The organism is Nocardia sputi (assembly GCF_023501985.1).
In genome coordinates, this window is record NZ_JAMFLC010000020.1 from 122478 (window position 1) to 147443 (window position 24966).

21 protein-coding genes, 1 tRNA gene and 1 pseudogene are annotated in these 24966 nt (G+C 69.0%); 11 read left to right on the forward strand and 12 right to left on the reverse strand.

The genetic code is table 11. The features are described from left to right. Positions 1-63: 63 nt before the first annotated feature. On the reverse strand, positions 64-489 hold the full coding sequence (locus M8859_RS25580) for a hypothetical protein (RefSeq protein ID WP_159924206.1): 426 nt from the start codon (positions 487-489) through the stop codon (positions 64-66). A gap of 91 nt (positions 490-580) precedes the next feature. Between M8859_RS25580 and M8859_RS36955 the strand changes: the two genes are divergently transcribed. Further along, complete coding sequence (locus tag M8859_RS36955) at positions 581-715, forward strand: hypothetical protein (RefSeq protein WP_283780040.1); 135 nt, start codon at positions 581-583, stop codon at positions 713-715. Between the two features lie 373 nt (positions 716-1088). Here the strand turns inward: M8859_RS36955 and M8859_RS25585 are convergent, their stop codons facing one another. After that, entirely contained in the window at positions 1089-1640 is a 552-nt protein-coding gene (locus M8859_RS25585) for a DUF6098 family protein (protein WP_249644921.1), read from the reverse strand. A 176-nt stretch (positions 1641-1816) separates the two neighbouring features. Here M8859_RS25585 and M8859_RS25590 point away from each other — a divergent pair, with 176 nt between their 5' ends. Together M8859_RS25590 and M8859_RS25595 are read left to right on the forward strand one after the other, a co-directional pair. Continuing rightward, complete coding sequence (locus tag M8859_RS25590) at positions 1817-2104, forward strand: hypothetical protein (protein WP_159924204.1); 288 nt, start codon at positions 1817-1819, stop codon at positions 2102-2104. Positions 2105-2125: 21 nt separating this feature from the next. After that, positions 2126-3850, forward strand: a complete 1725-nt coding sequence (locus tag M8859_RS25595; protein WP_195071531.1) for a RecQ family ATP-dependent DNA helicase — start codon at positions 2126-2128, stop codon at positions 3848-3850. 101 nt (positions 3851-3951) lie between these two features. On the opposite strand, the gene M8859_RS25600 is transcribed toward M8859_RS25595, so the two are convergent. Together M8859_RS25600 and M8859_RS25605 are read right to left on the reverse strand one after the other, a co-directional pair. Beyond that, positions 3952-4143, reverse strand: a complete 192-nt coding sequence (locus M8859_RS25600) for a DUF2795 domain-containing protein (RefSeq protein ID WP_195071530.1) — start codon at positions 4141-4143, stop codon at positions 3952-3954. Positions 4144-4501: 358 nt separating this feature from the next. Continuing rightward, positions 4502-4953: pseudogene (locus tag M8859_RS25605) on the reverse strand (cytochrome bc1 complex cytochrome b subunit); the annotation flags it as partial. Between the two features lie 172 nt (positions 4954-5125). Here M8859_RS25605 and M8859_RS25610 point away from each other — a divergent pair. The 3 genes from M8859_RS25610 to M8859_RS25620 are packed head-to-tail and all read left to right on the forward strand — an operon-like array spanning position 5126 to position 6936. After that, the gene (locus M8859_RS25610; protein WP_159924198.1) at positions 5126-5761 is read left to right on the forward strand and encodes a TetR/AcrR family transcriptional regulator; all 636 of its coding nucleotides are present in this window, start codon (positions 5126-5128) and stop codon (positions 5759-5761) included. Between the two features lie 11 nt (positions 5762-5772). After that, positions 5773-6420 carry an enoyl-CoA hydratase-related protein gene (locus M8859_RS25615; protein ID WP_159924196.1) on the forward strand — a complete coding sequence of 216 codons (648 nt, stop codon included), beginning with the start codon at positions 5773-5775 and terminating at the stop codon, positions 6418-6420. Between the two features lie 27 nt (positions 6421-6447). Beyond that, entirely contained in the window at positions 6448-6936 is a 489-nt protein-coding gene (locus tag M8859_RS25620; RefSeq protein ID WP_195071529.1) for a hotdog fold domain-containing protein, read from the forward strand. Positions 6937-7445: 509 nt separating this feature from the next. Here M8859_RS25620 and M8859_RS25625 read toward each other — a convergent pair. Continuing rightward, positions 7446-7527 (reverse strand) — tRNA-Leu (locus M8859_RS25625). A 386-nt stretch (positions 7528-7913) separates the two neighbouring features. On the opposite strand from M8859_RS25625, the gene M8859_RS25630 reads away from it, so the two are divergent. Continuing rightward, positions 7914-17231, forward strand: coding sequence for a type I polyketide synthase (locus M8859_RS25630; protein WP_249644922.1), 9318 nt, complete (start codon positions 7914-7916; stop codon positions 17229-17231). Positions 17232-17307: 76 nt separating this feature from the next. Continuing rightward, the gene (gene acpS, locus M8859_RS25635; protein WP_043721202.1) at positions 17308-17745 is read left to right on the forward strand and encodes a holo-ACP synthase AcpS; all 438 of its coding nucleotides are present in this window, start codon (positions 17308-17310) and stop codon (positions 17743-17745) included. 37 nt (positions 17746-17782) lie between these two features. On the opposite strand, the gene M8859_RS25640 is transcribed toward acpS, so the two are convergent. Further along, the gene (locus tag M8859_RS25640) at positions 17783-18403 is read right to left on the reverse strand and encodes a TetR/AcrR family transcriptional regulator (protein WP_223522150.1); all 621 of its coding nucleotides are present in this window, start codon (positions 18401-18403) and stop codon (positions 17783-17785) included. Between the two features lie 297 nt (positions 18404-18700). On the opposite strand from M8859_RS25640, the gene M8859_RS25645 reads away from it, so the two are divergent. Further along, positions 18701-19957, forward strand: a complete 1257-nt coding sequence (locus M8859_RS25645; protein ID WP_159924190.1) for a hypothetical protein — start codon at positions 18701-18703, stop codon at positions 19955-19957. Positions 19958-20025: 68 nt separating this feature from the next. Here M8859_RS25645 and bcp read toward each other — a convergent pair whose 3' ends face one another. Further along, complete coding sequence (gene bcp / locus M8859_RS25650; protein WP_159924188.1) at positions 20026-20499, reverse strand: thioredoxin-dependent thiol peroxidase; 474 nt, start codon at positions 20497-20499, stop codon at positions 20026-20028. A gap of 166 nt (positions 20500-20665) precedes the next feature. Here bcp and M8859_RS25655 point away from each other — a divergent pair, with 166 nt between their 5' ends. Further along, the gene (locus M8859_RS25655) at positions 20666-20887 is read left to right on the forward strand and encodes a DUF3618 domain-containing protein (RefSeq protein ID WP_159924186.1); all 222 of its coding nucleotides are present in this window, start codon (positions 20666-20668) and stop codon (positions 20885-20887) included. A gap of 63 nt (positions 20888-20950) precedes the next feature. Here the strand turns inward: M8859_RS25655 and M8859_RS25660 are convergent, their stop codons facing one another. Both M8859_RS25660 and M8859_RS25665 read right to left on the reverse strand, forming a co-directional pair. After that, on the reverse strand, positions 20951-21247 hold the full coding sequence (locus M8859_RS25660) for an excalibur calcium-binding domain-containing protein (protein ID WP_040865425.1): 297 nt from the start codon (positions 21245-21247) through the stop codon (positions 20951-20953). Between the two features lie 136 nt (positions 21248-21383). Continuing rightward, positions 21384-22361, reverse strand: coding sequence for a pirin family protein (locus tag M8859_RS25665; protein WP_159924184.1), 978 nt, complete (start codon positions 22359-22361; stop codon positions 21384-21386). A gap of 58 nt (positions 22362-22419) precedes the next feature. Here M8859_RS25665 and M8859_RS25670 point away from each other — a divergent pair, with 58 nt between their 5' ends. After that, entirely contained in the window at positions 22420-22884 is a 465-nt protein-coding gene (locus M8859_RS25670) for a MarR family winged helix-turn-helix transcriptional regulator (RefSeq protein ID WP_159924182.1), read from the forward strand. A 25-nt stretch (positions 22885-22909) separates the two neighbouring features. Here the strand turns inward: M8859_RS25670 and M8859_RS25675 are convergent, their stop codons facing one another. The 3 genes from M8859_RS25675 to M8859_RS25685 form a co-directional block, all read right to left on the reverse strand. Next, positions 22910-23443 carry a DnaJ family domain-containing protein gene (locus M8859_RS25675; RefSeq protein ID WP_249644923.1) on the reverse strand — a complete coding sequence of 178 codons (534 nt, stop codon included), beginning with the start codon at positions 23441-23443 and terminating at the stop codon, positions 22910-22912. A gap of 93 nt (positions 23444-23536) precedes the next feature. Further along, a complete protein-coding gene (locus tag M8859_RS25680; protein WP_159924170.1) occupies positions 23537-23851 on the reverse strand; it encodes a hypothetical protein in 315 nt (104 codons plus the stop codon). Between the two features lie 97 nt (positions 23852-23948). After that, the gene (locus M8859_RS25685; protein WP_159924168.1) at positions 23949-24575 is read right to left on the reverse strand and encodes a transglycosylase SLT domain-containing protein; all 627 of its coding nucleotides are present in this window, start codon (positions 24573-24575) and stop codon (positions 23949-23951) included. Between the last annotated feature and the right edge of the window lie 391 nt (positions 24576-24966).

Genomic DNA, 24966 nt, shown 5'->3' on the forward strand with positions numbered 1-24966 from the left:
ACACCTACCCGTCGGCCTGAAGGCTGCGACGTGGGCACATCAGGCCGGTGGGAATCGGAAACGTCAGGAGGCGGTGACGGTCAGGGTGTAGCCGGTCGCAGTGCCGTCGGCGGAGGACACGAGGAGTTGGTAGTCATTGCCGTCGGCGACGAGATCGGCGTGCGGAACCTCGGTGGCGACCATCGGCCCGATCAGCGGGGCCACCGAGACGCGGGCGTTGCCGTTCGGAGAGGACACGTCGAAGCTCAGGCGCTGCCCCGGCACCGTGGCGATGGAGTAGCTGTCGGACTTACCTTTGAGGACATTGCCATTGGCCTCGGTGCTGTTCTTGCCCGGCTGGATCTGCAGGCGCTGCACAGGGCCGGGCAACGAGGGAATGTCGGGCAGGGCTTGTGTGGTCGCGATGCCGACGGTCGCGGTGAAGGTGACGGCGGCTAGCACCGCGGGCAGGGTACGCGACAACGAACGAAACACTCGAGAAGCGGTCATGCGCCACATCTTTCCTCACGGGGTACGCGAGATGATATGCGGCCGAGTAAAACTGACGTATCTCCCCCGAAATGTGTCGATGGCGGCCGGGATGATCATCGTCTCCGCCGCCTACGGCGTCGTCGTCGGCGTATTCGGTACCGACATGCCGCAGTTCGCCACCGCGGGCAGCCGCCCGGCCGGCTGCCCGCGCGTCTTGTGCAGTCCATGGTGGTATTCGGCGTGATCGTGTGATCATGACCTACCTCGGGCTCGCGGTGCTCGGTTTCGTGCGCGACTCGTTCGCCCGCATCACGCCCGTTTCCCAACTCGCCCCGGGTCTTCTTCGGCGGCTTGATCGGCGCCTTCCTGATCGGACGCCCGTTAGTGGCACCGGCAGCTGCACCGCTGGATGTCCCTCCTCTTCACGGCGACGGTCGTCGTCTGTTTCGTCGCCGCAGCGCTGGGAATGATGGAGTCCGCGCTCTGGGTGTTCTACCTGCCGCTGCCCCCGCTCTTCGTGCTCATGGGCACCGGTTTGTACATGTTCGTGCTGCCGTATCGCACGAAGCCCGGCAGCGGTCGCCCGACCTCGTCGGACGCGCCTGATCAGGTGATCGCTACGAATGGGTTTCCTGCGTGGAGTCGCGACCGACGTGGAACCGTTCGTGGTAGAGCCGGGCGGCTTCGGCGATCACATCGGGACTCAATCGAGCCAGGGGCTTGATACCGGTTAGCAGAGGTTCGTGATCGGGTCCGGCCCCGGCGACCTGGCCGGTCAACAGCCACGCATAACGGTCTTGTTCCGCGCCCAGGTCGGCGTACTGCCGAATCCTGCGCGCGATCCACTCCACGGGCGTGCGCGTCCACCAATCCTCGGGCTCGATGGTGCTGACCGAGAGACCGGGCATGTCGTGGTCGGCCTCGTAGTCGCGGCTTCCACCTGCCTCACGGTCCCGGTCCGGGCCGTGGGAGTAACGCAGATATACCGTCGAGTCCGTGCGCTCGATGAGCCGAGCGATTTCGGTCAGCCGCCGCAGGGTGGGCAGTTTGGTCCCACCGACTTGCCGGCCCTGCCGCACCGAAGACCGGGGGAGGTCGTCGGCCGTGGAAACCGAGCGCGGACGAGGGGAGCGGTTCCGTTCGGTGTTGTCAGCGTCTTCGCCGCCCATGCGGTCTGGGTGCCCACTCACGCCGCAAAACACACAACCGGTCGGTCCGAGTTCTGTGCCCGCCGTGCTGTCGGGACGGCTCGTCGCCGGTGCCGAGCCGTCCCGATACCGCTCGTGGACGCCGCGCCAGGGGGATACCGCAGTTTCCGCCATGGGATTCCGGGAAAGCGACCACTATGCCCAGACCCGCGCAATTGGCGGTGGCCGCCTCGAGCCGGTGGACCGGCGAGGACGGCATTCGCTACCCCGGTGGCGACACCCACGCCTGGGTGCGTGGCACCAACCAGACCCTGTGCGGCGTGCCGTTGTCCCGTGCTCACTTGGCCCGCTTCCCCCATGTGCCCTGGGGTGAAGCGCAGTGGTTGGCCGACACCGGTGATCACCGGCTCGCGTTGTGCCGCCGATGCGCCGCCGCCATGCGCTCCGAGCGACCCCGCTGGCAGCGGATCAACCCACGCCCATGACCTCGAAACGGTGTTCTGCTTATGACGGACTCTGATCGGCGCGGTCGTGAGCTGCGGCGCCTGGCGGCGGAGATCTTCGGGTTGCCACGGCTGCGGGACGAACAGTTGACGGCGATGGAGCTCGTGCTCGACGGGCACGACGTGCTGGCCGTACTGCCGACCGGAGCGGGTAAATCGGCGATCTACCAGGTACCAGCCTTGCTGGTGGACGGTCCGACGGTGGTGGTTTCCCCCTTGATCGCGTTGCAGCACGACCAGATGGAGGGCATCGAGGACAGCAGAGCTCCCCGCGCGGTGGCACTGAACTCCGCACAGAGCCGCGGCGAGCGCCGGGACGCCTGGGACGCCCTGCGCCGAGGCGACGCCGAGTACGTGTTCTTGTCTCCGGAGCAGTTGGCCAAAGAGGAGCTGGTAGAGGCGTTGGCCGCGCTCGAAGTCGCTCTGTTCGTGGTGGACGAAGCCCACTGTGTTTCGGCGTGGGGCCACGACTTCCGGCCCGACTATCTGCGTCTGGGTCCGATGTGCGAACGTCTCGGGCACCCGCGGGTGATCGCGTTGACGGCCACCGCGGCGCCGCCGGTGCGCCGCGACATCGTGACCCGGCTCGGCATGCTGGATCACCGCGAGGTGATCGCCAGCTTCGATCGACCGAACCTGCACCTGGCGGCGCGCCGGTTCACCAGCGAATCCGACAAGCACGACGCCGTCATCGCGCATATCCGCGAATTGGCCGGCGACCCGCGGAACGGATGTGGTCTCCTCTACACCGCCAGCCGCAAGGACACCGATCGCTACGCCCGTGAACTCGACGCGGCCGGTGTGCGGGCAGCGGGCTACCACGCCGGGATGAAGACCGCCGACCGCGAACGGGTGCACCAGGATTTCCTGAACGGCGAGGTGGACGTGGTGGTGGCGACCTCCGCATTCGGGATGGGCATCGACAAGCCCGATGTCCGGTTCGTCGCGCACGCCTCGGTGCCCGACTCGCTGGACTCCTACTACCAGCAGATCGGCCGGGCCGGACGTGACGGCGACCCCGCCGAGACCATCCTGTTCTATCGGCCCGAGGATCTGAACCTGCAGCGGTTCCTCACCACCAGCAAACCGCCCACCGATACCGTCGACGCGGTCGCCCGCGCACTCGCGCGGCACGATCACCCGATTCCGCCGAAGCAACTCGCCGACGAGGTCGACGCGGCGCCCGCCCGCCGCACGCGCGCGGTCAACCTGCTCGAACAGGCCGGCGCTCTCACCACAACCGGGTCCGGCCGCCTCGCCTTCGATGCGGACCTGACCCCCGACGACGCGGCCGATCTGGCCCGCGATGCCGCCACCGCGCACGAAACGCTGATTACCTCTCGCCTGCGGATGCTGCGCGGCTACGCCGAAACCACCGACTGCAGGCGCCGCTACCTGCTCGGGTACTTCGGCGAGCAACTGCTCGAACCGTGCGGCAATTGCGACACCTGCGATGCGGGCACCGCCTCCGGCCGCGCCCGCGGCACCGATGAATTCCCGCTCGACAGCAGGGTTCGCCACGAACAATGGGGTTGCGGCGTCGTCCTGTCCGCCGAACAGGACCGCATCACTGTCCTTTTCGACGACTTCGGTTACAGAACCCTCTCCCTGCCCGAGGTGCGCAAACGCGGACTGCTCGTTCGCGCCCCCGACCCTTCCGGCGGGGTCTGCCCTGACGACGCCGACACCGAGGTGCACGGCGCGGACAGTAAGTCGCGGTCGCGGTAGTACAGACACTGCCGGAGGGGCTGTACGCGGCATTCGGGCTACATCAGCCGTCCGCTACATATCAACCGTTGATGAAAGCGGACTCCAGCCGCAGGTTGCGCCTAGGCGGACGAGACGGCTTTACTGACCGCGTTCGGACCGTCATAGGTCCGGTCGGGCATCGACTCGAGAGCATCGAGAACGTTCTCGTCCGCACCATTGTCCTTCGCGGCGGAAACGATCCCGTCACGATCACACGGATAATCGACGCCGGACAAATACTTCTGCACCTGAATGGGATTGACCCGGCTCATCTTCTTCTCCTCTCCGAGGATCCGAGATAGCGGACATCAGACGCACTACCACTGCCGGAGCTGCCCAAACCAGGGATGACCACCGGCTCCCGTCCGTCGTGAATTCACCGCGGACACCTTCAAGGCTCAGGCCGGCTCGTGTGGGCGCAGATCACGTCGTAGGCGCGGACGGCGTCCTCGGGGGAGACGAGAACGAGCAGGCGATGGCGTCGACCGCGCCGGTCGGTCCATCCCACAGTTGAACGAATCCCGTGGGCGCGCAGAGTGTCTCTTACGACCTGCCCTGCGAACTCGCTGGCGACGGTGGCCGCAGGGACCAGCAGTCCGTAGTCTTCGGCGTGCCTGACACGGCGCAGTCTCATCGGTCGTGTCGTTCGCCGTCGCGGCGCAGCTGGTATTCCCGGAGAACGGCCAGTTGCCTGCGTTCCTCGGTGTGCTCGGTCGTCAGGAGACGCTCCGCTTCGGGCGCCGGATCGGGCGGAGGAACGAACCCGGTCCGGGTTTGCCCGCCGACCCCAGCTTGTTCATCTTCTTCGGTACCGGGGCGCCTTGATGCTCGAGCGGAACCGGGTGGCCGTGGTCATCGACCGGGCCCAACGGCTGGTGCATCTCGATGTACTCGCCGTGCGGCAGGCGTTTGATCACGCCGGTCTCGATGCCGTGGGCGAGTAACGCGCGATCGCCGCGCTGCAAGCCAAGGCACATCCGGTAGGTCAGGAAGTAGGCCGTCGGCGGGCACAACAGCACCGCGATGCCGAAGAACCAGGTCGTCGCGTTGAGCGAGATGTTGAATCGCAGTGCGATGATGTCCATATATGAGAGCAAATGCTCCATAATTAAACCAGAGCACGGGCTCCACTTATTGGGTGAGTCGCGTCACCGAGCTCCCACTGAACCGCCGAGGGGTCATTGAGCTGCGAAAATCCCACATCGACCACCCGGCCGGTGAGTTACAGAGCAAGAGCTCTGTTATGCTTCGATCATGCCCCGCCCTCGTGTGCACGCTCTGGATCCACTCATGGATGCTGCCGAACAGCTGGCAGTCGACTCCGGACCCGCTGCGGTCACTGTCCGGGCGCTCTCGGAGGCCGCCTCGGTGTCCAATGGCGCGATCTATCACGCTTTCGGCTCCCGCGCCGGGCTGATGGGCCGGGTCTGGCTGCGCGCCGCGCAGCGTTTCCTGACTCTGCAGCGCGAGGCCGTGGATCGGGCACTGGCCGCGGGTAGCTCCCGCGAGGAGGTGATCGAGGCAGTCGTCGCCGCTGCCGACACTCCTGCCGAATTCCTGGTCCAGCAGCCGGTCTCGGGGCGTTTCCTGCTGACCGTGCCCCGCGAGGAGCTCCTCGGTTCCAGCGAGCTTCCCGACGACATCGCCGAGGAGTTACGCCAGCTCGATCAGACCCTTATCGAGCTGTTCGTGGGTTTGTCGCGCGGTGTGTTCGACCGCGCCGATCGCGAGGCCGTCGGCGTCATCCGTGAATGCGTGGTGGAACTGCCCACCGCGCTGCTGCTGCGCGGCCGCCGAGACCCCGATCCCGCGGTGCGTCAACGCCTTGCAGCCGCGGTCCGCGCGGTACTGGCCGTCCCTCTGGTCCCCCGCACCCCCACAACGAAGTGAAAGGCCACACCATGACCGCGAACCTGCGCTACCAGGACAAGATCGCCGTACTGAACCTCGGCGACGACGAGAACCGGTTCTCCCCGGACTGGCTCGACACCGTCCACGCCCACCTCGACACCGTCGAACGCGACGCCCAGGGCCTGATCACCACCGCAGACGGGAAGTTCTACTCCAACGGCCTGGACCTGGACTGGCTGATGGCCAACGGCGACCGCGCCGAATGGTACGTCGGCCGCGTCCAGGAACTGTTCGTCCGAATCCTCACTTTTCCGCTGCCCACCATCGCCGCGGTGAACGGCCACACCTTCGGCGCGGGGGCCATGCTGGCCATCGCCCACGACTACCGCGTCATGCGGCAGGACCGCGGCTACTACTGCTTCCCCGAGGTCGACATCAACATTCCCTTCACCCCCGGCATGGCCGCCCTCATCCAGGCCAAGCTCAGCCCTCACGCCGCCGTGACCGCCATGACAACCGGCCACCGGTTCACCGGCCCGGATGCCCTGGCCGCCGGACTCGTCGACGCCACCGCTGCCGAATCCGCGGTCCTCACCACCGCCATCGACCGGCTCACCCCCATCCTCGGCAAGAACCCCGCCACCCTCGCCGCCATCAAAACCACCATGTACAGCGCCGTCACCGCGGCACTGCGCTGACACCGCTCGAACCGAGGAAGACCGTCGATGACAACCACCACGGACCAGCCAGGCAGCACCAACCTCGCGCTCTGGAACACACTGCAACGCTTGCCATTCGGCAACTGGTTCTTCACCCAGGCGCTGTGCTTCAAAGCCCCCTATTTCCGCAGTGTGCACCCTCTGCTCCAAGAGCTGCGACCAGGAATGTGCCGAGTCAGCGCGCCCAACCGCCGCAGCGTCCACAACCACCTCGGCACCTACCACGCCATCGCCTCCTGCAACATGGCCGAGCTCGCCGGCGGCATGATGACCGACGCCACCATCCCGGCCACCCACCGGTGGATCCCGGTCGGCATGACCGTGGAATACAAATCCAAGGCAACCACCGCAGTGACCGCCGTCGCCCGACTCGACCCCATCCCCGAGTTCGGCGATGAACCCACCGAACTCCTCGTCCCGGTCGATGTCCTCGACGCCGACGGCAAAGCCTTCGTCACCGCCCGGATCATCATGCATGTCTCCAAGAAACGCTGACGCCCACACCGCCGTCTCGAAGCCGCCTGGCACCGCGCCGCGCAATCCAGGTGACCAGGTGCGGACGCTGGTCGTGGGGAAGCTCGCCGGTCACGACATAATCGGCCCCAAGGTCGAGAGATGCTGATTGTTCCGGATGTTCGGAAAGACGTATGCCCGGACGCCAGCCCAGCGCGGTGAAGGTGATCTTGTCGAGGATCCGGCCTCCCGACACAGCAGAGCCCGTAGACGAGGTCGCCATGGGCGGGACGGACCACGCGGTTCGTGACCAGCGGTCCGTGAACGTGTTCCTGCAACGGCGACTGCGGCGGGATGACCGGCGCGATCACCGCTGACCACCCCCGGCGGCGGTGCCAGCGAACTTTCCGAGAGGGTCACCACTGTCGCGAAGTGGCAGATCTGGCCAAGAATCGAGGCAGGTCAGAGCATGTTTCCACTGGTCAGCCTCCGTGTGTGAGAGTGCACTCCAACACGCGGCACGAAAAAGTGTCACATCTGACGGGAATCTGTGCGCGAGAGGGGACTTGAACCCCTACGTCCGTGGACACCAGAACCTAAATCTGGCGCGTCTGCCAATTTCGCCACTCGCGCTTGATGGTACGACCGTCCAAACTCTACCGGGCGTTTCGTCCTTTACGCAGCATTGGGAGGGTGTGGCGTACTCGTCAGTAACCTTACCTGGGATTATAACGATTCAGTAACCCTCAATATGAGGGGCACTCATGTTTCCTACGCGTTGGTAACCCGATGGACCAGGGGGTTCAAACATGAGGCGCAGTCATGTTCCCCGCGATTCTAGTACGTGTGTACCGGAATACCCCAAAGTAACGGCCACACGCGGGGGCAAACGTGAGGATTTCCTCATGATTTTGTGCCATCCTCGCCGGTATCAGGCCGATCACCCGCGATCACTCGTGAACCGGTAGGGACCGGCGTGTCGCCGAGGCATGTCGCATGGAGAAGGAAGTCGAAGCGTCTTGACGATCAACGAGAGCACCAAGGCCGAGGCCGGACAGAGCACGAAGGCGGTTGCCGCCGCCGGGAAGGCCGCGTCGGGCTCGGCGCGGTCGCCGCTGTTGGATCGTCTGCTCGGCGGCGAGCCGTACGCACTCGCCTTCGGTGGGCAGGGTGCGCAGTGGCTGAACGAGCTGGAGGAGATCGGGCGCGACAGCGCGCTGGAGCCGGAGCTGACCGCGCTGGTCAATGAGGCGGCCACGCTGCTCGAGCCGGTCGCGGCACAGTTGCTTGTGGTGCGCCCCGTCGGTTTCGACCCGATCGGCTGGATGCTCGAGAACGAGCTCGCCGACACTGAGGAGGGCGAGATCTCCGCGGCTCCGTCCGAGCGGGTGCTGCGCTCGGCCGCGGTGTCCATGCCCGGTGTGCTGCTGACCCAGGTGGCGGCCGTGCGCGCGCTGCGGCTGCAAGGTCTGGATCCGGCCGAACACGCGCCGGTGGCGATCGTCGGGCATTCGCAGGGTCTGCTCGCGGCGGCCGCGGTCGAAGCCGGCGGCGCGCGTGACGCGGAACTGCTCGCGGTGGCCCAGATGATCGGCGCGGCAGGTGGTTTGGTGGCGCGTCGGCGCGGACTGATGCCGGTCGGCGATCGTTCGCCGATGGTCGCGGTATCCAATGTGGATCCCGAGCAGTTGCGCGCTGTGGTGGCCGAGGTGTGCGAGGGAGCCGATCCGGCCGCGGCCGTGGTGGTCTCGATCCGCAACGGTCGTCGGCGCGCGGTGCTCTCCGGCCCGCCCGCGCAGCTGCAGCGGGTGCGTCAGCGGTGCGCGCAGATCCATGACGAGCAGGCGCGCGAGCGCGACACCAAGGTGCGCGGTGGCTCGGTGTTCGCTCCGGTCTTCGAAGACGTGGCCGTCGACGTGGCCTTCCACCACCCCGCGCTGGCCGACACCGTCGACCTGGTGAGCAGCTGGGCCACCCAGTGCGGCTTGGACGCCGAGCTGGCGGGCCGGCTGGCGCGCGAGATCCTGGTCGATCCGATCGACTGGGTGGGCATCGTCGAGGGCGTGATCTCCGCGGGTGCGCAATGGATTCTGGACCTGGGCCCGGGCGATCTGCTGTCGCGGGTCACCGGGGGCACGTTGAAGGGCACCGGTCTCGGCATGATCGCGGCCGCCACCCGTGCCGGACAGCGCAGCCTGCTCACCCCGGGTGCGGCGCCGGAGCCGGCGACGCCGTGGTCGGCGTTCGCGCCGCGGCCGGTGCGGCTGCCCAACGGGCGCATCGTGGTCGAGACCACGTTCACCAAGCTGACCGGGCGCTCGCCCATTCTGCTCGCGGGCATGACCCCGACCACGGTCGACGCGAAGATCGTCGCGGCCGCGGCGAACGCGGGCCACTGGGCCGAGCTGGCCGGCGGTGGACAGGTGACCGAGCAGATCTTCGCCGACCGGGTGGCCGAGCTGAAGAAGCTGCTGCACCCGGGGCGTTCGGTGCAGTTCAACTCCTTGTTCCTCGACCCCTACCTGTGGAAGTTGCAGCTGGGCGGTAAGCGGCTGGTGCAGCGGGCCCGCTCGGCGGGCGCCCCGTTCGACGGTGTCATCGTGACCGCGGGCATCCCGGAGCTGGAGGAAGCCGTCGCGCTGATCCAGGAGCTCACCGAGGTCGGCATCCCGCACGTCGCGTTCAAGCCCGGCACGGTGGCCCAGATCCGGGCCGTGCTGCGGATCGCCGACGCGGTACCGGACTACCCGGTGATCATGCACATCGAGGGCGGCAAGGCCGGTGGCCACCACTCTTGGGAGGACCTGGACGATCTGCTGCTGGCCACCTACGCCGAGCTGCGCAACCGCGCCAACGTGGTGGTGTGCGTCGGCGGTGGCATCGGAACCCCCGAGCGCGCGACGGAGTACCTCACCGGCCGGTGGGCGGTGCGGCACGGTTATCCGGTGATGCCGCTGGACGGCGTGCTGGTCGGTACGGCGGCCATGGCCACGCTGGAGGCGACCACCGCGCCGGAGGTCAAGCAACTGCTGGTGGACACGCCCGGCACCCCCGACTGGGTCGGGGCGGGCACCGCGTCCGGCGGCATGGCCTCGGGCCGCAGCCAACTGGGCGCCGACATCCACGAGATCGACAACGCCGCCTCGCGCACCGGCCGCCTGCTGGACGAGGTCGCCGGCGACGCCGACGCGGTCGCCGCACGCCGGGACGAGATCATCGCGGCGCTGAACGCCACCGCCAAGCCCTACTTCGGCGACCTGGTCACCATGACCTACCAAGACTGGCTGGAGCGCTACGTCGAGCTCGCGGTGGGACTGGACCGCCGCAAGGACTTCGACTGCGGCAGCGATCTGGGCGAAGCGATCGCCGAGGCCACCCGCTCGGTGTGGCTGGACATCACCTGGCGCGACCGGTTCGCGGAGATGATGCGCCGCACCGAATCCCGGCTGCATCCGGCCGACCGCGGCGAGATTCCCACGCTGTTCGCCGGCGACGAGGACTTCGAGGACCCGGTCGCCGCGCTGTGCACATTGAAGGACGCCTACCCGGCGGCGGCGCAGACCCTGCTGCACCCGGCCGACGTCCCGTTCTTCGTGTCGCTGTGCAAGACCCCCGGCAAGCCGGTGAACTTCGTGCCGGTCGTGGACGCCGACGTGCGCCGCTGGTGGCGCTCGGATTCGCTGTGGCAGGCGCACGATCCGCGCTACTCGGCCGATCAGGTGTGCGTCATCCCCGGCACCGTCTCGGTCGCGGGCATCACCCGGGTCGATGAGCCGGTCGGCGAACTGCTCGACCGCTTCGAACAGGACACGGCGTACTCCCTGGTGCGTGACGGCGTGACGCCCGCCGCGGTGGACGCGCGGCGCACAGCGGGTGTCACCAGCGGCCCGATCGACGCCGTGCTCGCCGCACCGGACGTCCAGTGGGCCGGGCGCACCACGATCAGCCCGGTGCATCGGCTCGGCGATCTGTCCGAATGGGTCGTCGACGGCCAGGGCGCGGTGCATCCCTCCAGCGGCGCGACACTGGTCGAGACCACCGGCCCCGAGCCGGAGCACGCTTACTTGGAGCTGACGGTTCCGCTGGCGGCGGGCAAGGCGGTGCGCATCCGGATCACCGTGCCGACCTCCGTCTACAACGGTGGTGCCCCGGTCGTCACCGAGGCCGACGCCGACTCGGCCATGAGCGCGCTGCTCGCGGTCGCCGCGGGGCAGGATCTCCCGGAGGTCAAGGGCAAGGTCGCGCACGTGAACCTGGCCTGGACACCGGATCTGATCGCCGACCACGCTGGAGTCACCGGCTCCGGTCTGCCCGCTACGCTGAGCACGCTCGGCCGTACCGTGCCCGACGTGCTGGTCGGCGCCTGCTGGCCCGCTGTGTTCGCGGTGCTCGGCGCGACCCGCACCGCCAAGGGCGAGAGCGTCATCGAAGGCATGCTCGACCTGGTCCACCTGGACCACCAGGTGCACCTGGCCGGCGACTTGCCCGCCGATACCAGCGTGCTCGCGGTGCGCGCGGAAGCCGGGGAGACCCTCGACACCGACCTCGGCCGCGTCGTCGAGGTGCACGTGCGGATCACGGCCATGCTGGACAAGCCGGAGACCGGGATGTCGATGCCGGTGCTGGCCACGCTCACCGAGCGATTCGCGATCCGCGGACGCAACGGCGCGGGCGAGCTCACCGATCCGCCGCGCGCGGCGGGCACGGTGTCCGACGCGGCCACCGACACTCCGCGCAGGCGTCGCCGCGACGTCACGATCGTGGCCCCGCGCACCATGCACGCCTTCGCCGCCGTCTCCGGCGACCACAACCCGATCCACACCAGCGAATCCGCCGCGAAACTCGCCGGGCTCGGCAGCCCGATCGTGCACGGCATGTGGCTGTCGGCGGCCGCTCAGCACGTCGTGTCGGCGGTCGATCCGGACAGTTCCGCGCCCGCGCGGTCGCTGACCGCGTGGACCACCCGATTCCTCGGCATGGTCCGCCCCGGCGCCGCGATCGACGTGCGCGTCGAGCGCGTCGCGGTCGACGCGGGCAGCGAGATCGTCGAGGTCTCCTGCCGGACCGAAGGCGAGCTGGTGATGACCGCGACCGGTCGCACCGTCGCACCCAAGACCGTCTACGCCTTCCCCGGACAGGGCATCCAGCGCAAGGGGATGGGGCTGGACGCCCGCTCCCGGTCGAAGGCGGCCAAGGAGATCTGGGAGCGCGCGGACAAGCACACCCGTGCGGCGCTCGGCTTCTCGATCCTCGCGGTGGTGCGGGACAACCCGACCTACCTGAAGGCGCGGGGCGTCGAGCACCGGCACCCGGATGGCGTGCTGCACCTGACCCAGTTCACCCAGGTCGCCATGGCGACCCTCGGTGTCGCCCAGGTCGCGGAACTGCGCGAGGCCGGTGCGTTCGTCGAGGGCGCGATGCTCGCGGGCCACTCGGTCGGCGAGTACAACGCGCTCGCGGCCGTCGCCGGGGTGCTTCCGCTGGAGGCGGTGCTCGAGGTGGTGTTCCAGCGCGGTTCGGCGATGCACGAGCTGGTGCCGCGGGACGCGCAGGGGCGCAGCGACTACCGCATGGCCGCGATCCGGCCCTCGCAGATCGGGCTGCCCGACGCGGAGGTCGTCGATTTCGTCAAGGAAGTCGGTGACCGGGTCGGGGAATTCCTCGAGGTGGTCAACCTGAACCTGCGCGGGTCGCAGTACGCGATCGCGGGCACGGTGGCCGGACTGGAGGCGCTGGAGGAGGAGATCGACCGCCGCCGCGCCGAATTCGGTGGCAAGCGGGCGTTCATCCTGGTCCCCGGCATCGACGTGCCGTTCCACTCGACGGTGCTGCGCAAGGGTGTGCCGGAATTCCGGCAGAAGCTCGAACAGCTGCTGCCGGTGGACCTGCGCCCGGAGGTGCTGGTCGGCCGCTACATCCCGAACCTGGTGCCCAAGCCGTTCTCGCTGGAGCGGGCATTCGTCCAGGAAATCGCGGATCTGGTGCCGTCCGAGCCGTTGGCCGCGGTGCTGGCCGACTTCGACAGCTGGGCGGCTCGGCCGACCGAGCTGTGCCGCGTGGTGCTGGTCGAGTTGCTCGCCTGGCAGTTCGCCAGCCCCGTGCGCTGGATCGAGACGCAGGACCTGCTGTTCACCGACGTCGCCGACGGCGGCCTCGGGATCGAGCGGTTCGTCGAGATCGGTCTCGGCGCGACGCCGACGGTCGCCAACCTGGCGAGCCAGACGCTGAAGCTGCCCGCTTTCGGTGGCGCCAAGGTCGAGGTGCTCAACATCGAGCGCGAGGCGGCGATCGTCTACGCGACCGACACCGATCCCGCGCCGATCGACGAGCCTGTCGAGGAGCCTGCGGCCGCCGCGCCTGCGGCAGCGGCCGTCGCCGCCGCCCCGGTCGCCGCGCCCGCCCCGGCTTCGGGCGGCCCGCGACCGGATGACATCGCGTTCACCGCCGCCGACGCCACCCGCGTGCTGATCGCGCTGTGGACCAAGCTGCGGCTGGACCAGATCGGTCCGGTGGACACCATCGAAGGCCTCTGCGACGGTGTGTCCTCCCGCCGCAACCAGTTGCTCGTCGACCTCGGCTCCGAGCTGTCGCTCGGCGCGATCGACGGCGCGGCCGACGCCGACATGGGCGCGCTGTCCGCGACGGTGGAGCGGCTGGCCCGCACCTACCGTCCCTTCGGCACGGTGCTCACCGACGCCATCGGCGATCACCTGCGCAAGGTGTTCGGCCCGTCCGGCAAGCGTCCGGCCGCCATCACCGACCGGGTGAAGAAGGTCTGGGAACTCGGTGACGGCTGGGCCAGTCACGTGACCGCGGAAGTGTCGCTGGGTACCAGGGAAGGAACCAGCGTGCGCGGCGGCGACCTGGGCGGACTGGTCTCCGGTGCGCTGAGTGACGCCGCGTCGGTCGACGCGGCCATCGACGCCGCCGTGCAGGCGGTCGCGGCCCGCCGCGGTGTCGCGGTGTCGCTGCCCTCCGCGGGTGGCGGTGGCGGTGCGACCGTCGACGCCGCCGCACTGGGTGAGTTCACCGAACAGATCACCGGACGCGACGGCGTGCTGGCAACGGCGGCGCGCGTCGTGCTCGAACAGCTCGGGCTGTCGGAGCGGGTCTCCGCGCCGGAGACGACCGAGGACTCCCTGGTCGATCTGGTGTCGGCCGAACTCGGTTCGGACTGGCCGCGTCTGGTCGCGCCCGCGTTCGACGCCCGCAAGGCGGTGCTGCTCGACGACCGGTGGGCCACGGCGCGCGAGGATCTGGCCCGGCTCTGGCTTTCCGACGACGCCGGCAGCGGCAACGGGCCGGTCACCGGGTTCATCGGGGCAGGCGAAGCCGTTGCCGCGCAGGCGAACTGGTGGCGGCAGCGGGCGATGCACGAGGCGCGCTCGGTGCTCGCCGGGCTGTACGAGCGCATCGCCGAGGCGGCCCGCAGCACCGAGGAGCCCGGCCTGTGGTCCTCGGACATCGCGGTGATCACCGGAGCGAGCAAGGGGTCCATCGCCGCGGCGGTGACCGGCAGGCTGCTCAGCGGCGGAGCCACGGTGGTTGTCACCACCTCGGCGCTGAACGACGAGCGCCTGCGCTTCTACCGGAAGCTCTACCGTGACAACGCCCGCCACGGCGCTGCCCTGTGGGTCGTGCCCGCCAACATGGCGTCCTACCAGGACATCGACGCGCTGATCGACTGGATCGGCACCGAGCAGGTCGAGAACGCCGGCGGCACCAAGGTCAAAATCAAGGACGCGATGACGCCGACGCTGCTGCTGCCGTTCGCGGCGCCGCGAGTAGCCGGTGACCTCGCCGACGCGGGCGCGCGCGCCGAAATGGAAATGCGGGTGCTGCTCTGGTCGGTCGAACGGCTGATCGGCGGGCTGTCCAAGCTGGGCGCCGACCACGACGTGGACGCGCAACTGCACGTGGTGCTGCCGGGTTCGCCCAACCGCGGCTTGTTCGGCGGCGACGGCGCCTACGGCGAGGCGAAGGCGGCGCTGGACGCCGTGGTCGCCAAGTGGCGGGCCGAGAAGTCGTGGTCGACCCGCGTCACCTTGGTACACGCGCTGATCGGCTGGGTGCGCGGCACTGGTCTCATGGGCCACAACGACCCGATGGTCGAGGCGGTCGAGAAGGCGGGCGTGCAGACCTGGTCCACCACCGAAATGGCCGACGAGCTGCTCAAATGGTGCACCTCGCGGGCCCGTCAGGTGACCGTGAGCGGACCGCAGCAGATCGACCTGACCGGTGGATTGGCCAGGGCCAAGCTGGATCTGCCCGCGCTGGCCAAGCAGGCCGCGGAGCAGGCGGAGGCGCGGACCGACGCCGACACGGGTCGCACGATCGCGGCGCTGCCCGCGCCGCCGACCGTTACCTCCGCGGTGCCCGTGCCCGAGTGGGGCGAGGTGAGCGCGGATCCGGCCGACATGGTGGTCATCGTCGGCGCGGGCGAGCTCGGCCCGTACGGCTCGGCGCGCACCCGCTTCGAGATGGAGGTCTCCGACGAACTGTCGGCGGCGGGCGTGCTGGAACTGGCCTGGACCACCGGCATGGTCAGCTGGGAGAACGACCCGAAGCCGGGCTGGTACGACACCGCCTCCGGCGACTACGTGCCGGAGCACGAGCTGGCCGAGCGCTACCACGACGCCGTGGTCGCCCGGTGCGGTGTGCGCCGCTACGAAGACGACGGCGCCATGACCGACAACACGGCCCCCCTGATGACCTCGGTCTTCCTCGACCAGGACCTGTCGTTCACAGTGGGCGGCGAGGCCGAGGCCCGCGCCTTCCACGCCGCCGATCCGGAGCACACGGTGATCACGCCGGTCGCCGATTCCGGTGACTGGACCGTGACGCGCAAAGCAGGCACCGAGATCCGCGTGCCCCGCCGGGCCAAGCTGTCGCGCACCGTCGGCGGCCAGATCCCGACCGGCTGGGATCCCACCATCTGGGGCATCTCGCCCGATATGGCCGCCTCGGTGGACCGCGTGGCGCTGTGGAACATCGTGTGCACGGTGGACGCGTTCGTCAGCTCCGGGTTCAGCCCCGCGGAGCTGTTGAGCTGGGTGCACCCCTCGCTGGTCGCCAACACGCAGGGCACCGGCATGGGCGGCATGTCCTCGATGCGCTCGCTCTACGTCGACAACCTGCTCGGCGAGCCGCGCCCGAACGACATCCTGCAGGAGGCCCTGCCGAACGTGGCGCTGGCGCACGTGGTGCAGTCCTACGTGGGCAGCTACGGCGCGATGGTGCACCCGGTGGCGGCTTGCGCCACCGCCGCGGTGTCGGTCGAAGAGGGTGTCGACAAGATCCGGCTCGGCAAGGCCGATCTGGTCGTGGCAGGCGGATACGACGATCTCGGGATCGAGGGCATCGTCGGCTTCGGTGACATGTCGGCCACCGCGGATTCGGCGGCCATGAGCGCCAAGGGCATCAGCGACCGTTACTTCTCCCGCGCCAACGATCGCCGCCGCGGCGGGTTCATCGAATCGCAGGGTGGCGGAACGGTTCTCCTGGCGCGGGGCAGTGTCGCGCTGGAGATGGGCCTGCCGGTGCTGGGCGTGGTGGCCTACGCGCAGTCCTTCGCCGACGGCGTGCACACCTCCATCCCGGCTCCGGGTCTGGGTGCGCTCGGCGCCGGTCGCGGTGGGACGGAGTCCCGGTTGGCGACCGAACTGCGCAAGCTCGGCGTGACCCCGGACGAGATCGCGGTGGTGTCCAAGCACGACACCTCGACGGCGGCCAACGACCCGAACGAGTCCGAGCTGCACGAGCGCCTCGCGACGGCCATCGGACGCTCGGACGGTGCTCCGCTGTTCGTCGTCTCGCAGAAGACCCTCACCGGGCACGCCAAGGGCGGTGCCGCCGCCTTCCAGCTCATCGGCCTGTGCCAGGTGCTGGAGCAGGGCGTCATCCCGCCCAACCGCAGCCTCGACTGCGTCGACGAGAAGATGCGGCCGTACCCGCACCTGGTCTGGGTGCGCGAACCGCTGCGGCTGGGCGATCGCCTTCCGCTGAAGGCCGGTCTGGTCACCTCGCTCGGCTTCGGCCATGTGAACGGCCTGCTGGCGATCGTGCACCCGGAGGCGTTCATCCAGGCCATCGAGCCGGGGCGGCGCGAGGAGTACCAGCGCAGGGCGCAGGAGCGTCACCTTGCCGGACGGCAGCGGTTCGTGGAGGCGATGTGCGGCGGCGCGCCGCTGTACGAGCGTCCCGCGGATCGCAGGCTCGGCGGAGAAGGCGCACCGGCCACGCGGGTTCGGCAGCTGGAGGCCGACATGCTGCTCTCGCCGGAGGCACGCCTCGGGCAGGACGGCGCGTACCGGGTGGACGGAATCGGATGCGCGTAACCGGAAGCGCGGCGGGGCAACTCGCCGCGCCGGGTTCACGCCCGCGCTCGTCGAGCACGCCGTAGGCTGCCCGCCTATGACGATCCTCGGTATCGGCTTGGACTTGGTGACCATCTCCGAGTTCGCCGAACAGCTCGAACGCGCCGGTACGACCATGCTCCGGGAAAGCTTCACCGCGGGAGAGCGGCGCTACTGCCAGAGCAAAGGCACCGACCCGGCGCGCAGCTACGCGGCGCGGTGGGCGGCGAAGGAGGCGGTGCTCAAAGCTTGGGCATCGTCGCGGTTCGCCCGCCGTCCGCAGATCGGGGACAACCCCTATCCGCTGATCGAGGTGGTCAACGACGCGTGGGGCAGGCCGAGCATCAAGCTGCACGGCCTGGCCGCCGAATTCCTGCCCCGGGTAAGGGTTCACCTGTCGTTGACGCACGACGGCGACACCGCCGCCGCGATGGTGGTGCTCGAGGACCCGGGGGAGCTGGCCGACCTCATCGAAGGCCGCGACAGCGCGGGTTGAGCCGCGCGGTGGTCCCGGTTCCCGCCGGGGCCACCCGCTATCGTTCGCTGCCGGTACGTGATTCCTTCTCCGCGACGAGCAGGTAGGCGACCATCAGCCGCTTGAGTTCGGCGACGGCTTCGGCGCTGCTCTGCTCGTCCTGCACCGAGAAATTGAGCATGGAATAGACCACGTGCACCAGCACTTCGGCCATCATGGTGCGCCGCGCGCGCGGGGTGCGCGGTGTGAGCGGCCGCAGCATCTGGGACACGACCTCGGCGAACTGCTTCTCGTGGATCGCGCCCGTGGCCCGGGTGGAGGGGGTGGACTGCATGGCCAGCCACACTTCCCGCCGGGACGGGTCGGTCATCCAGAGGTTGGCCAAGTGGTCGACGAACTGGTTCATGTGCCGCAGCCAGTCCAGCGACGGGATCTCACCGTGGAAGTCGGCCAGCTCCTGGGAAACGGCAACCAGGTCTTGACGGTTCAGCTCGCAGACGATGACGTACTTGTTGGCGAAGAACTGATACAGCGTGCCGATCGGCACCTCGGCCCTGGCCGCCACCTCCTCACAGGTGAACGACTCGAAACCGACCTCGACGAGCAGTTCCCTCGACGCCTGCAGTAAGGCGTCGAACTTGCGTTTGCTGCGTTCCTGCGTCGGCCGGCGTCGCGGCATGAGCTCCTGTGGGTCGTCCTGCAGCTCCAACGCAGGGTCCAGACGGTGCTTCGACCTGGCCTCCGCGCGTACTTCCACGCCTCCAGGCTAACGGTAGGGACAAGCGGGCGATACGCGCATCCGCTGTTCGTGTCCAGGCGTCTCGCTTATCGCTACCCATCCGTGGCCGATGTGGTGCCGAACCTATACCGAGCGCGCGTGCATCGCGACGTGTGTTCCGAGCAGGGGAATCCATGGGGCTCATGGCTTTCGGCAAGTCCGTGAGCTCGGTCAATGCGCAGAGGGAAGGCGTGATCAGTGGTGGCTGAATCTGTGGTGACTCTCGGCGTTTCCACCGAACGAGGAGCCGTGCACGCGGTGGCCCTCGCCGAGGGCGAGAAACTGGCCGACCGGGTACTGCTGCGCCGGGTGGTGCGAACCGACGGCGACGGCAAGGCGGACGTGGCCGCGGCGGTCGAGACCGCGCTCAACGCCCTGGCCGCGGGGCTGGAGGCGGATCGAGAGGTCGGCGGCGTGGCGGTGGTCTATCGGGATGCCGCGGAGCGGCGGGCCATCGTGACGCGGTTGGCGGCCGGTCCGTGGCACAGCGCCTCGATGGTCTCGGCGAAGTCGGCTCATCTGAGCGTGGCGAGCATGATGACGTGGCTCGATGCCTACGACAACTTGCTGATCTGCGAGGTGGTGCCCGGATACCAGGCGTTCACCCTGGTCGACCGCGGCCGCCGGCGGGTGCTGGCCGCGGTGGGGCAGGCGGGCCGGGCTACGCCGCGGTCGCTCGGCATGGGCGTCGCGGCGGCGTGGGAACAGTTGGATGCGGCCGCGGCGCGGCCGGACGCGGTGGCGCTGATCGGCTCGGCGGGCGCCGCGTCGGCGGTGCTGACGGCCGTCGAGGAATTCGGCGCACCGGTGATCCCTTGTACGGTGGCCGCTTTCGCGTCCGCGGCGGGTGCGGCATTGAGCGCGCGACTCGAGCAGGACAGCTATGGCGAGTCGTTGAGCGAGCCACAGCGTGCGCGCGGCGGGGTCGCGGTGTTCGCCGCCGCCGGTGTGCTGGCCAGCGGAATGGTCGTCGGCGGGAGTTACATGCTCAACGACTCCTCCCGCTCGATGCCCACCGTCGTCATGGCGGACTCCCGGGTCGAGGACGCCGGTGCGGCGCAGGCGGGAGATCCGGCCCGGCCAGGCACCACGCACGGGCATGGCTCGTTCGGCGGGCCGCTCGGCTCCGGCGCCGATGGCATCGCGACCGAAGAGGGTCTGGAACAGCGCTGGGGTGCTGCCACGCGCAATCATCCGCTTCCGCTGGTGGCCGCCGACGCCACGGAGGAAGCCGAGACCGATGCCACGGAGGAGGCTGAGACCGATGCCACGGCGCCGCTGGTGCCGGGTACTGGAGTCCCGTCCGATCGCGTGGTGGGCGCGCCCGACGGCGCGCTGCTCTTCCCTGGTGAGGCTCCACCACCTGCCGTGTTCACTCCGGAAGCCGCGGACTGGTGGGACGAGCATCTGCGTTTGATGGCGCAATGGGCCGCGCAGCAGGTACTGCAGGCCTGAGCCTGTCCAGCGGCATCTCGACTTCGGCCCGGCGCCCCTGCGGCGCCGGGCTTTTCGCTGCCGGTCGGCTACACCGACAGGTCGCGGCGCAACTTGGCGACGTGGCCGGTGGCGCGGACGTTGTACTGCGCGACGGCGATCTCGCCCGCTTCGTCCACCAGAAAGGTCGAGCGGATGACGCCGACGACCGTCTTGCCGTACATCGTCTTCTCGCCGTACGCGCCCCACGCGGTGAGCACGGTGCGGTCGGGATCCGACAGCAGCGGGAAGGTCAATCGCTCGGCGTCGCGGAACTTGGCCAGCTTGGCGGGCTTGTCCGGCGAGATGCCCACGACGTCGATGCCCGCGCCGTCCAGATCGGCCAGGTTGTCGCGGAAGTCGCAGGCTTGCTTGGTGCAGCCGGGCGTGCTCGCGGCGGGGTAGAAGTACACGATCACCTTGCGACCGCGGTAGTCGGACAACGAGACGTTCTTGCCGTCGGCGTCGGAAAGCGTGAAGTCGGGGGCGGTGTCGCCGCGGGAGAGTCGTTGGTTGGTGGTCACCTCCAGCACGGTATCCGAACGCCCGGACAAGAGATCTTCGCGCGGCCGGATGGCGCGAGGTGAGGGCGGATACACTCGTCCGCGAGCCCTGGGTGCTCCGCGAACGGCCGAGCATGCGGCCCCGGTTCGTGGCCCGGTGCGGCAATCGACAACAGGAGGGTGGAACGTGGCAAGGGATACCGAGCGGATCGAGCAGGAGATCGAGGCCGCCCGCACTCGGCTGGCGAGCACGCTCGACGAACTCGCGGTACGCGCGGATCCGCACCGCATCGCGGACGACACCAAGCACATCGTGGTCGCGAAGCTCAACGAGCCGAAGGTGAAATACAGCCTGATCGGCGCCGCAGCCCTGTTCGTCGGGCTGGCGCTGCTCAAGATCTTCCGCTGAGCTGTGGAAACGACGACACCCGGTGTGGCGCTGCCCACCGGGTGTCGTCGTTTCGCGGTCGGTTCAGACCGTCGGGCAGGCGAAGCCGTCGCCGTCGGGATCCAGGTGCGGGCCGTAGCCCGGTTCGCCGCGGAACAGCGGCGCACGGCCGGCGTTGCGGGCGTCGTCGCAGTTGGCGAAGGCGCCACCGGCCGAACCGGTCTGCGACAGACCGGCCGAGCCGGTCGCGGCCGAGCCGGTGTCGACGGCCGACGAGCCGGTTCCGGCGGATCCGGATGGGGGGGCGGCTAGGGCGGCGGGAGCCGCGAGAAAGGTCAGTCCCGCGACGGCCGCGCTGACGGAGAGCCGGCGAACGTTCATGTATTCCTCTATGTGGTTGCTGCGGTGGATGCGGCGTCCGACCGGACGCCGCATCCACTGTTGTGACGGGCCGCGCTCTTGTCAACCTCGGGGGGATGGAACTAGGGCATTAGGGGATCTGCCCCCCCGACGCCTTTCATGCGGTCGTCCCGATGGCGCGGATGTGCTCTGCCGGGATGTTTCCCATGCGTCCGGCCTGGTAGTCCTCCATCGCGTCGATGATCTCCGCGCGGGTGTTCATCACGAACGGCCCGTACTGCACTACCGGTTCCCGGATCGGCTGTCCGCCGAGCAGCAACACCTCGAGCGCGCCGGTCCGATTGTCTTGGCGCGCATCGGCTGTCACGGTGATCGAGTCGCCGCCGCCGAAGACCGCCAGCTGACCTTCGCCCAGCGGCCTGCGCTCCCGTCCCACCGTGCCGCTACCGGACAGCACGTACGCCATGGCCGTAAAGTCTTGCGGCCATGGGGTTTCGAGTAGGCCGCCGGGAGTGAGCGAGGCGTGTGCGTAGGCGATCGGGGTGTAGGTCGAACCGGGCCCGGTGAATCCGCCGACGTCTCCGGCGATGAGCCGGACCAGCGCGCCGCCGTCGTGTGAACTCACCAGGGTCAGTTCGCGGGCGCGCAGGTCCTGGTAGCGCGGTGCCGCGAACTTGAGCGCGCGCGGCAGGTTCACCCAGAGCTGGATGCCGTGGAACCAGCCGCCGGAGGCGACCATTTCCTCCGGCGGGACCTCGTCGTGCAGGATGCCGGAGCCCGCGGTCATCCATTGGGTGTCGCCCTCGCCGATGACGCCGCCTCCGCCCTGTGAGTCGTGGTGCACCATGGTGCCGTCGAGCATGTAGGTGACCGTCTCGAAGCCGCGATGCGGATGCCAGGGCGCGCCCTTCGCCTCGTATGGTTCGTAGGCGACGGGGCCCATCTGGTCGAGCAGGATGAAGGGATCGGCGGTGCGCAGATCCATGCTGGGGAAGGGCCTGCGCACCTCGAACCCCGCGCCTTCGCGCTGTTTGTGCGCGGTGACCACGGTGCGGACCTGCCGCGCACGCGAGGTCGCGTCGGAACGGGGCAGGCGTGGCAAAACCATGATGTCGGGAACGGTGACGGCGGGCATCGGGACCTCCTCGAGATTTGGTGTCCATGTCAACCAACCGTGACTACACTTCATTCCCATGGTCCGGTGGTTGAGTGACGACGAGCAGGCGACCTGGCAGGCCTATGTGCGGCTGCGCCAGCGTTTGGATGGGGCGATTTCCGCCGGGCTGGCCGAGGACGGCCTGTCCCTGGCGGACTACGAATTGATGGTGGCGTTGTCGGCGGCGCCCAACGGGTGTTTGCGCGCCAAGGAACTGGCCGCCGATGTGTGCTGGGAGAAGAGCCGGTTGTCCAAGCATCTGGCCAGGATGGACGCTCGCGGACTGGTCGAGCGGCGGCCCGCCGAGGAGGATGCCCGCGGCATCATCGTCCAACTCACACCGGAAGGGCGCGTCGCGCTGGAGCGGGCCGCGCCCAACCACGTCGATCTGGTCCGCCGCGTCTTCATCGAGCCGCTGACGCCGGGTGAGGCGCGAGCGCTGCGCGCGCTGGCGGACAAGGTGGTCGCCGAGGTCGAGCAGGTGACCGAACTGGGGGCCTGATCGGCCGGTGCGTACCGGACGCGAGCTATTCGGGTTCGCCGCCGCGCCGCCATCGGCGCCGCCATCGGCGGCGCAGACGCGGCCCGGCCTCGTCGGACAGCGCTGGAGAGGACGCTGTGGTCGCGCTGCCGGGTTGCTCGCGCTTCGGCTCCGCGGCCGAGCGCGTGATCCGCCACTGGGCGACGATCTCGTCGGCGTTCACCGGCGCGATCGGAACGAACGGTCCTTCCGGCATGCGCAGCCAATCCACGATGCGTTTGTTGAGTTCGCTCACCGCCGCACGCACTTGGCGTTCGGTGGTCAGCTCACGCACGTCCTCGGACAGGTGCTCGATATCGCGCCGCAGTAACAGCGACGGCGGTAACAGCGCGTCTCCGCTGACCCCTTCGCGACGCAGATAACCGCGCAGCCACCAGTCCTCGTCAGAAGCTGTGCCCGCTCCGGGAATCGGCTTGCCGGTGCCGGGCAGGTTGTCGAACTCGCCGCGCTCGGCCGCCTCGTGGATCTGCTTGTCGACCCACGATTCGAAAGTCTGCTTCGGCGGCTTGCGCTCGGTCATGGCGACGGCCGGATCGGCGGATACATGACACCACTCTACGGAAGTCTGTAGTAGACGTGGAACGCGTTCTGCGGGAAGGGTTTTCGCCGACGCTCAGGACCACGGTGTGATCGGCGGCTTCACCCAGAGCAGCTTCTCGTCGGTGTGCTCACGCCGGGCCGAAGGATGCTCCTGATGGCGGGCGGCCCACTCGTCCTTCTCCGCCAGCAGCTTCGCCACCGTAGCCCAGGTCTCGTCCGTGCTCGGCGGATTGGTTTCGGCGGCTCTGGCCAGTTTGCGCCGGACGGGTGCGGGCATCGCGAGCACCTCGGCTCCGGTGATGCCGCGCTGCCAGAGGTAGCTCGCCAGCCGCCGCGCTTTCTCGGCGCGGCTCTTGGCCGCCGCGTCGCTGTGTGCGTAGTCGGTCATGGCACGTCCACGGGGTCGTAGGTGCGTCGACCCTAGCCGACCGGCCCGGAAGGCGCCGCAGCCTCCCCGGCGGCGGAGAGGCTGCGTGCGTGCGGACTCAGTACGCGCTGTTGACGTTGTCCATCGAGCCGTAGCGGTGCGCGGCGTAGTTGCAGGCGGCGACGATGTTGGCGACCGGATCCCAGACGTCGAAGGGCGTGCCGGGGACGTGGTAGGCGGCGAAGGTGGGGTCGATCACCTGCAGCAGGCCCTTGGACGGGATGCCCGCGGCGGCGTTGGAGTCCCACAGGTTGATGGCCTGGGGGTTACCGGTCGACTCGCGCATGATGTTGCGGTGGATGCCCTCGTAGGTGCCCGGGATGTTGTTGGCCCGCATGATGTCGAGCGCCTGGCGGATCCAGCCGTCGAGGTTGTTCGCGTAGACCGGCGGGGCGGGGACGGGCAGCGGAGCCGGAACCGGCTCCGGGAGGGGAGCGGGCGCGGGAGCAGGGGCGGGGGCGGGCAGCGGCGCGGGGATCGCCTCTGCGACCGGCGCGGCGACCGGAGCGGGCGCGGCGGCGGCCTGCTGCTCGGCCACCATGGCGATGCGAGACGGGACGCTGTTGTCGGCGACGGACGACGCGGAGCAGGCGGCTACGGCAACGACACCCGCGGCCGCGGCGGCGACGGTGACGGTCTCGCGTAGCGAGGGACGGCGAAGGGCGGAAGGGCGTCTGTCAGGCATTGCGAATCGGTTCCTTGGTCGGGGACTTACTCGATCCGGCCGCGTTCGGGCAGCACGGATCCTGCGGCGTACGCTCAGAGGCGTGCGCCGAAACGGCCATGTGCTGTTGTGTGGTTTTGTTGTGGGGGACCGTTCGTGTCCCCGGAACGCGACACGCTTCGTGCGTGCGGCGCCGGACCGCCCTCGGTGGGGCTCGGCCGCGGTGTCGCGCGGGACTTCGCATCCTCGATGCGAAGAAATGGGGCGGAAGTATGGGATTGCGGGTCCGTTGCCGGATTCCGCTCCGCCGATCACGGGGGTTGGCTGCCGCCTTCCGTGTGATCGTTACCGAATCGGTGTCTACAACTCCTCGGGCTGACCAAACTTCAGGTCGCTTTGTGACCTGATTGCA

What these genes read in the sequence shown, in the direction of transcription:
- M8859_RS25580 (WP_159924206.1), bottom strand. Translation starts at nt 489, where the DNA reads ATGACCGCTTCTCGAGTGTTTCGTTCGTTGTCGCGTACCCTGCCCGCG.
- M8859_RS25600 (WP_195071530.1), bottom strand. Translation starts at nt 4,143, where the DNA reads ATGAGCCGGGTCAATCCCATTCAGGTGCAGAAGTATTTGTCCGGCGTC.
- M8859_RS25595 (WP_195071531.1), top strand. Translation starts at nt 2,126, where the DNA reads ATGACGGACTCTGATCGGCGCGGTCGTGAGCTGCGGCGCCTGGCGGCG.
- M8859_RS25640 (WP_223522150.1), bottom strand. Translation starts at nt 18,403, where the DNA reads ATGCCGCGACGCCGGCCGACGCAGGAACGCAGCAAACGCAAGTTCGAC.
- M8859_RS25615 (WP_159924196.1), top strand. Translation starts at nt 5,773, where the DNA reads ATGACCGCGAACCTGCGCTACCAGGACAAGATCGCCGTACTGAACCTC.
- M8859_RS25680 (WP_159924170.1), bottom strand. Translation starts at nt 23,851, where the DNA reads ATGACCGACTACGCACACAGCGACGCGGCGGCCAAGAGCCGCGCCGAG.
- M8859_RS25620 (WP_195071529.1), top strand. Translation starts at nt 6,448, where the DNA reads ATGACAACCACCACGGACCAGCCAGGCAGCACCAACCTCGCGCTCTGG.
- M8859_RS25675 (WP_249644923.1), bottom strand. Translation starts at nt 23,443, where the DNA reads ATGACCGAGCGCAAGCCGCCGAAGCAGACTTTCGAATCGTGGGTCGAC.
- M8859_RS36955 (WP_283780040.1), top strand. Translation starts at nt 581, where the DNA reads ATGATCATCGTCTCCGCCGCCTACGGCGTCGTCGTCGGCGTATTCGGT.
- M8859_RS25670 (WP_159924182.1), top strand. Translation starts at nt 22,420, where the DNA reads ATGGTCCGGTGGTTGAGTGACGACGAGCAGGCGACCTGGCAGGCCTAT.
- acpS (WP_043721202.1), top strand. Translation starts at nt 17,308, where the DNA reads ATGACGATCCTCGGTATCGGCTTGGACTTGGTGACCATCTCCGAGTTC.
- M8859_RS25590 (WP_159924204.1), top strand. Translation starts at nt 1,817, where the DNA reads ATGCCCAGACCCGCGCAATTGGCGGTGGCCGCCTCGAGCCGGTGGACC.
- M8859_RS25665 (WP_159924184.1), bottom strand. Translation starts at nt 22,361, where the DNA reads ATGCCCGCCGTCACCGTTCCCGACATCATGGTTTTGCCACGCCTGCCC.
- M8859_RS25585 (WP_249644921.1), bottom strand. Translation starts at nt 1,640, where the DNA reads ATGGGCGGCGAAGACGCTGACAACACCGAACGGAACCGCTCCCCTCGT.
- M8859_RS25660 (WP_040865425.1), bottom strand. Translation starts at nt 21,247, where the DNA reads ATGAACGTTCGCCGGCTCTCCGTCAGCGCGGCCGTCGCGGGACTGACC.
- M8859_RS25685 (WP_159924168.1), bottom strand. Translation starts at nt 24,575, where the DNA reads ATGCCTGACAGACGCCCTTCCGCCCTTCGCCGTCCCTCGCTACGCGAG.
- M8859_RS25610 (WP_159924198.1), top strand. Translation starts at nt 5,126, where the DNA reads ATGCCCCGCCCTCGTGTGCACGCTCTGGATCCACTCATGGATGCTGCC.